General features: G+C 39.4%; 1 protein-coding gene. It reads left to right on the top strand.

Translation table 11 applies throughout. The features are described 5' to 3' along the window. Positions 1 to 282 (top strand): replication initiation factor domain-containing protein (locus tag LI162_RS16125; RefSeq protein WP_255616258.1); only part of this gene is annotated, 282 nt, incomplete at both ends.

The raw sequence follows: 282 nt of genomic DNA, 5'->3' as shown, positions 1-282 counted from the left end.
ATATTTTCCGTATTCTCGACAGTAGGAATTATACCTTTGGGGATATGTTCCGACGTTGTGAGCGAAGATACGGACTGGATAACTTCCATTTCACAAGGCTTGATATTGCCATTGATGATAAAAACGAAAAGCCATTCTTTACCATAGAGCAGATAAAGAAGAAATGCGAAAAAGAGGAATTTATTTCTAATAGTGAGGGCTACCACTTTGACGAAAGCAAGTTTGACGATTTCGACACCGCAAAGACTGTTTATATCGGTGCTGGTAAATCGGGATTGTCCT

It is taken from the genome of Mediterraneibacter sp. 210702-DFI.3.120 (assembly GCF_020561005.1).
GTDB classification, from domain to species: Bacteria; Bacillota; Clostridia; order Lachnospirales; family Lachnospiraceae; genus Mediterraneibacter; species Mediterraneibacter faecis.
Note: the sequence above shows the minus strand (reverse complement) of the source record. Positions and strands in the feature narration are given on the sequence as shown.